The sequence below is a fragment of the Limnospira sp. PMC 289.06 genome, from assembly GCF_032350395.1.
Taxonomy (GTDB): Bacteria; Cyanobacteriota; Cyanobacteriia; order Cyanobacteriales; family Microcoleaceae; genus Limnospira; species Limnospira platensis.
Map to the genome: position 1 here is coordinate 1 of NZ_JARPLC010000180.1, position 7183 is coordinate 7183.

General features: G+C 44.2%; 5 protein-coding genes and 1 pseudogene. 3 read left to right on the forward strand and 3 right to left on the reverse strand.

Annotated features, from left to right (window positions below; translation table 11 throughout):
- Window positions 1-2032 (forward strand): CHAT domain-containing tetratricopeptide repeat protein (locus tag P5674_RS22285; RefSeq protein WP_315670294.1); only part of this gene is annotated, 2032 nt, incomplete at its 5' end.
- A 142-nt stretch (window positions 2033-2174) separates the two neighbouring features.
- Window positions 2175-2729: pseudogene (locus P5674_RS22290) on the forward strand (DUF2887 domain-containing protein).
- 82 nt (window positions 2730-2811) lie between these two features.
- Here P5674_RS22290 and P5674_RS22295 read toward each other — a convergent pair.
- The 3 genes from P5674_RS22295 to P5674_RS22305 all read right to left on the reverse strand — a co-directional run bounded on the left by P5674_RS22295 (window position 2812) and on the right by P5674_RS22305 (window position 6745).
- Window positions 2812-4482: a serine/threonine-protein kinase gene (locus P5674_RS22295; protein ID WP_315670296.1), complete on the reverse strand. Its 1671-nt coding sequence runs from the start codon at window positions 4480-4482 to the stop codon at window positions 2812-2814.
- Window positions 4483-4558: 76 nt separating this feature from the next.
- On the reverse strand, window positions 4559-4807 hold the full coding sequence (locus P5674_RS22300) for a Ycf34 family protein (RefSeq protein ID WP_006616402.1): 249 nt from the start codon (window positions 4805-4807) through the stop codon (window positions 4559-4561).
- A 276-nt stretch (window positions 4808-5083) separates the two neighbouring features.
- Complete coding sequence (locus P5674_RS22305; protein WP_006616401.1) at window positions 5084-6745, reverse strand: AAA-like domain-containing protein; 1662 nt, start codon at window positions 6743-6745, stop codon at window positions 5084-5086.
- Window positions 6746-6937: 192 nt separating this feature from the next.
- On the opposite strand from P5674_RS22305, the gene P5674_RS22310 reads away from it, so the two are divergent.
- The coding region (locus tag P5674_RS22310) for an IS630 transposase-related protein (RefSeq protein WP_315670297.1) at window positions 6938-7183 on the forward strand (246 nt) is incomplete at its 3' end.

Below are 7183 nucleotides of genomic sequence, written 5' to 3' on the forward strand. Positions count from 1 at the left end.
GGAAGTGAGCGATCGCGCCGGGGAAGCAGCTACTCTCAATGGTATCGGTGCAGTTTACAGCGCTATCGGTAAACCCCAGGAAGCCTTAACATACTTCCAGCAAGCATTACCCATTAGGCAGGAAGTGAGCGATCGCGCCGGGGAAGCAGCTACTCTCAATGGTATCGGTGCAGTTTACAGCGCTATCGGTAAACCCCAGGAAGCCTTAACATACTACCAGCAAGCATTACCCATTAGGCAGGAAGTGAGCGATCGCGCCGGGGAAGCGGCTACTCTCAATAATATCGGTGGAGTTTACAGCGCTATCGGTCAACCCCAGCAAGCCTTAACATACTACCAGCAAGCATTACCAATATGGCGGGAAGTGCGCGATCGCGCCGGGGAAGCAAATACTCTCAATAATATCGGTGTAGTTTACCGCGCTATCGGTCAACCCCAGGAAGCCTTAACATACTACCAGCAAGCATTACCCATATGGCAGGAAGTGAGCGATCGCGCCGGGGAAGCGGCTACTCTCAGTAATATCGGTGCAGTTTACAGCGAAATCAATCAACCCCAGACCGCCATCGAAAACTTGGAAAAATCCGTACAAATTACCCTAGAAATGCGTGCAGGTTTGCAACAGGAAAACCGCCAAACATTCCTAGAAAGTAACCGAGGAAGATCCGTCGCCCTTGTAGACCTTCTCATTGACCAAAACCAACCCGACCAAGCCTTTAAATGGTATAACCTCGCCACCACCTTCGACCTCGCCGACTATACCCGCCTTATCGATGCCCAAGTTGGCGACCCAGAAGCCCAAAAACTCATTGACCAATGGAATCAAAACCATCAACGCCTACAATTACTTTACGCCCAAGTTGACCAGGACTGGACACCCCAACTCTCCCAACAAATCAACCAATTACAAGCCCAAAATAGCCAACTAGCCGAGAATATCTCCCGCCAATATCCCCCAGTTGCCGAACTCTTTGAAACCACCCCCCAAGACATCCAAACTATCCGGGAAAATATCGCCCCCGGAACCCTGGTTATTCAACCCGTTTTGTTAACTAATATTCGTAACGTCCAGGATAAAATCGGCATTTTTTTAGTCAGCCGCGACCAAGCCACCCTCGTCCGCACCATTCCCATTAACCCCACCGAATTTGATGCCATCCTCACCGAATATCGCGCCCAAATCCAAAACCCAAACTCCGACAACTACGCTGGCAATCAAGAACTACTGTATGATTATCTCATTCGTCCCGTCGAGGCGGATATTGCTGCCTATTCTCCCCAACAAATCGCCATCATTGCCACCGGAAAACTCCGTTATATTCCCTTTGAAACCCTCTATGATAATCAAAGCGAACAATACCTCCTTGAAAAATACCCCATCCACTACCTCACCCGCATTTCCGCCACCCGCAATATCCCAAATAACCCCCGATTATCCACCAATGTTTTAGCCTTTGGCAACCCCACCCCCACCTCCCAAGAACTTCCGGGAGCCGAACAGGAAGCCCGCCAAGTTACCGAAATTTTATCAGGGGAATATTGGCTGCGGGAACAAGCCACCCGCCACCGTTTTTATAACGATTCTGCCCGGTTTAATATCCTGCATTTGGCGACCCACGGCTGCTTTCAAAGGCAAGGATGTCCGGGGCTAAATTTAGAGGCAAATAACATATTATTTGCTAATGGTGAAACCTTCAATATTGCTGATGCCGCTTTGTTGGGATTAAACCAAACTAACTTGGTGGTTTTAAGTGCTTGTGAAACCGCCATGGAAGCCGAATCAGACGGCCGCGAATTTGCAGCGATCGCCTACTTATTTGAACGGGCGGGAGCCGATGCGGTGATTGCCAGTTTATGGAATGCCGAGGACAACAAAACCCTCTTAATTATGACACAATTTTATGAGAATGTCAACCAGGAAATGACGAAAGTTGAGGCCTTACGGCAGGCGAAATTAACCTTCGCCCAACAAGCCATACATCCCTTTTATTGGTCGCCTTTAATTCTGATTGGTGATGGCAGTTCGTTTTAAGGTGGATATCGGCGGCTGAGTAACTGTCCGTAGGTTGGGTGCAACGAGCGTGAAACCCAACATCCACAGCTTTGCGTAGTAGGGCAGTGAAACCCAACTAGCTTTCCGTGGGTTGTGTGTAACCCATTGCCACCCCACATCAATTTTCAATATTTTCCAACAGTACCCCCGCAGCTTCTTTGAACTGCCGAACCGTCCACCCGAAGAAAGCGATCGCTACCAATTCACCTCTGTAGAAGTGAAACAACTAGCCTTCCGCCTCGACGGAGTATTTCTCCCGACCACCTCAGTAACTGTCCGTAGGTTGGGTGCAACGCAGTGAAACCCAACATCATCGGAGGCGATCGCATCAGCCATAAGCCTGATCAAGCAAGCCCAACAAACCCTCCCCCCAGAATCAATTCAACGGGATATCATTGATATCATCGAAACTATAGTTATTTACAAACTACCCCAAATAAGTCGCGAGGAGATTGCCCAAATGTTAGGACTCACCGATTTAAAACAAACCCGATTCTATCAAGAAGCATTTGCCGACGGTCGCCAAGAAGGTCTCCAACAAGGTCTCCAACAGGAAAGGATAAATATTGTTGTGCGTTTGGCAAATTTGGGAAATAGCGCGGAAGCGATCGCCGAAATGTTGGGTTTACCATTGCAGGAAATTCAGCAAATTTTGTCATCTCGTGCTGACAACTAGGGGCGCGCATCAAAGTTATGGGAGAGGCGATCGCCCACTCCCTTTCCGGAAGTTAATCAACGCCTTTGGGCAGCATTAATTATTAATTATTCCGGTTGGAAAACAGTGGCATAGATACAAACATCCCAGCGATAATGATACCAAAAAGGTCGTTACGAACCCATCTGAATTGCAGCAACTCCAGCACCAAGAATAACCCGACAACTATGGCAAAAACTTGGTTTTCGTCCACGTCATGATATGGTTTTATCCAGTTTTTAAAAATGATAAACATTGGAGAAATTAGCAGTGCTACAAATGGCGTAAAAACTATCAAGTTATTGCTAAAAATATAGGCGACCATAGCCATAGTTAATGTATCCATCCAGAACTGTTTACTGTGGATTCTTTTGCGCCAATGTTCACTGCTAATCAAGTTATGGCAATATTGCTTAAACCGCAGGCGCTGATTTTTGCGTCTAGCTTTGGGGTCTAATTTGAGTACCATTTGCCATTCAGGAACCCCTCGATTTTGGACTCTACCTAATAACTTAACCCGGACAATATTCTTGAGGTTTAATTGGGTTAATTCAGAGGCGATCGCCTTAGCTATTTGGGGATAATCAACCTGTTGTTGGGCGGCACGATTAATCACAATAGTTAACTTGGATTTACTAATCCGATTAACTTGCACCTTAACTTGATAGAATTTGAGAGCCTTTTGCAGAACCTCAGTGATTTGTGGTTCTTCCTGGGGGAGTTTACTAGGTTTTATTGGCTGTTTAATCGGGGTTTGATTAGTGGCGATCGCCACAAAACCAGTTTCCGATTCCGACTGGAAACCCGGCATAGCCTCAATATATTTAGGAGTAGGGTGCAACTTGAGCAGTAACGCCGCCGCCGAATGAAAACGCTTGCTAGTCGCCCCCGCCAACATTCTATCTAAAATATCACCTAATTCGTCACTAACAGGACTTTTTAAATAGCTACGCCAGCCCCAATTACCCTCATGACCATCAAACAAATCAAAAGGGGTAACACCCGTCAACAAATGAATACAAGTTACCCCCAAACTATAAATATCACTAGCAAAGACAGCCTTTCCCATCAACTGTTCTGGGGCGGTATAAGCAGCCGAACCAATCAGAGTCCCGGTTTTAGGTAATAGCCCCCCTGTCACCAATTTAGCCGCCCCGAAATCCACCAAAACCAAGGTATTTTCTGAGCCTTTACTGCTACGGTGGCGACGGATAATATTTTCCGGTTTAATATCTCGATGAATCACCTTATGGCTGTGAATAAACTGTAACACAGGTAACAATTCATCCAGAACCTGATAAATTTGATTTTCCGTAAACGGACCCTTGAGCATCAATTCTTGAGCCAGGTTATTACCCTCAATAAACTCTTGAACCAAATATTGATAGGGTTCCGACTCAAAATAAGCCACCCGGTTAGGGATTTGGGGATGTTCCCCTAAAATCTCCAGTTGCTGCGCTTCCTGACGAAATAACTCCGCCGCTCCCTTGGCATTATTTCCCTGGGGAAAAAACTGTTTAATGGCGACTTGGGGATGGTGGGGTGTCAGTTGATCAACCGCTAAAAATGTGCGACCGAATCCCCCTTGTCCCAGGAGTTCCAGCGCAGCATAACGGCTATTGGCTGACCCCGCCATTGGCGGCGATAGTTTCACAGAAGCGCCACAGTGTTGGCACAACTCCCCCTCACCTGGTTTTTCGGGATTGGGACAGTGGGGATTAAAACAGTAACTCATAATCTGAGGATGTTAAAAAAAATTAAAGATGGGGGTGACGATTGACCCCCAATTGTTAATGGCTGTCCGCTGGTGATTAGGTGGGGATAGGCTCTCCTGGTCGCAATTTTGACCATTTTCCGGTTTCTTGTTTAAAGCTCTCACAGCCAACTACATCCCATTCCATCTCGATGCTATCTTCTGTGGTGCGAATATTAACGTTGATGCTGGGTTCAACGGGGTCAAAGGTGGGATTTTCGCTAACATGGCGTTCCTGATGCTGGGTTTCTACCGCGTGGTAGGTGATACAGCGATCGACATAGTAACAGTTAACACAAATACACATATTCAAAATCCTCTGTATATTTTCAAAAGGATTGACTACTTGATTTCCCTTTCTGCTAATTTAGCTTATATTAATCGATTCTTGCTGATGCTGCTATGGGTCTAGCCTACTGTTATCCTGGTCTAGCCACTATCTCAAGCACCTTTGCGCCAACAGATGACTGTTACGGCTGTTTCTGACTCAGACTGGGGGATGATACTGGCTTAACCCCCCTCAGTACAATTTTACCCGATCTCGAACCTGATGCCAATTTCTGGGAATTTCATGGGTATCGGTTTAGTATTTAAAGTTAAATTCTGAACTCATAGTATAGCGATCGCGTCCAGCTTTTTTGGATTCATACAGTGCTTGATCTGCTGCCATAAACAGGGTCTCTGGATGATAATCACTGCTAGGAATTATGCTGGCAATTCCTATACTTATCGTTACTACCGGATGCTGAGAATCTACAGATTTAGGCACTCCAGAAGCTATAGCTAATTCTTTGACCGCGAGGCAAATTTTTGCCGCCACAAACATGGCTCCCTTCCCATCAGTTTGGGGTAGAAGCACCACAAACTCTTCTCCACCATATCTAGCTAATAAATCATTGGGACGTTGTAAATTATGTTGAATAGCTTGGGCTACTTTTTGTAAACATACGTCTCCGGCTAGATGACCAAAAGTATCGTTATATAGTTTAAAGTAATCTATATCGCAGACAATTAATGCCAGGGGATTATGTTTGATAGCCATACATTCCCATTCCATTTTAAAAGCCTTCTGGAATTGTGAGCGATTAGCCACCTTAGTGAGTTCATCAACATAAACTAAATTTGATAAATATTGGTTATCACGTTCCAATTGTTCTATATAAATAGAACTAGGCACTTGGGGGAATATCGGTTTATAGCTAAAGTAAACACGATACAAATCACAAGCCAAAAGATAATGATTATTTAGGCTTTTAATTATCCCTATACTCTCTAAGTAATAGGCTGATATTGGCTCAATTTTTAAGGCTTTTTTGGCGGCGATTAACTGCTGCATAATTTCCACTAATTGTGGCTTTTTTTGAATTAATATCCAGAATCTTTTCAGATAATTTTTATAAATACCTGCATCGGTAGAAGCTCGATGAAAAAAATCATCAAATTTTGTTTGATGATCATATAAATAATGAAAAGCTAGATGAATTAAATAGGGATGTCCACCGACCAAGCAGGTTAATTTGTGTAACTGATTTTCGGTTAAAGTGAGTTGGTATTTGTCGGCTAGTTCTCCCACTTGCTGATGCGTAAACTCAGGTAAATCAATCAATACACCTACATTAAAGGGAGATTGATTAATCCCTAAAGAAACATAAACTTCTGTGGAATGAACCAAAACCAGGCGCAATTTCTGCCAAATTGTTGAATGTGCAGATTTCTCATGCCAAAATCGCAATAATGGCAGAAAGTTCATGAAGATTTTGGGATACTCAAACAGCAAATTAACCTCATTAAAAACCAATAAAAAAGGTCCGTTAATTTGGGGAATTAAGTATTCTTCAAAATACATCGTGCAGCTCACTTTGTCGCCGATGTCTTCATCCCAATAATCATTAATATTATAGGCTATTCCTAACTGTCTGGTGACATTACTACATAACCAACGCAAAAATTTGGTCGAACTTTCAAAAATCCCTAAATCCGCTTGGTGAAAGTCAATTAAGACGGTACTATATCCTAAACTGTTGGCGTGGTTAATCAACCTTAGCATTAACGAACTTTTTCCCATTTTTCGGGGTGCTTTAATTCGCATAACACTACCAGGTTGGGTTATTTGCTGATAGGCTCTAATTTCGATGGGGGGACGCTCCACATAAAAAGCAGAATCCAGAGACAGCGGACTATCAGGACATGGGAGACAACCAAGAGGATTACTGAATTCTAATTCTGGCGGTATAGCTTGATCCATTTTCCCTCAAAATATTTTTGGTCTCATGGTATTGTATAGTATATATTAAGTGCGAGACGTTTAGGAGTCAAAATAAGGCTGCAATGCCTGAAATAACCTCCTAGTGGGACTTTCGCCCTTGGTGAAATATAGCCCCAGACAGGAAAATTAGGACGTATAATGGAGAGGACGAGATGACTAAGAAGACCAAAAATGCCAGCCCCCTATAGTTACGACCTCAGACAAAAAGTTATTGATGCAATTGAACTAGACGGTATGCCCAAAACAGAAGCCAGTCAAGTTTTCCATGTCAGCCGGAACACTATCAATCTCTGGCTGCAAAGAAAAGCACAGACCGGAGACTTCCTCCCTAAACCTAATCACCGACCTGGCAATAACCACAAAATTACCGACTGGCATAAATTCAAGGCTTTTGCCCAAGAGCATGGCCACAAAACA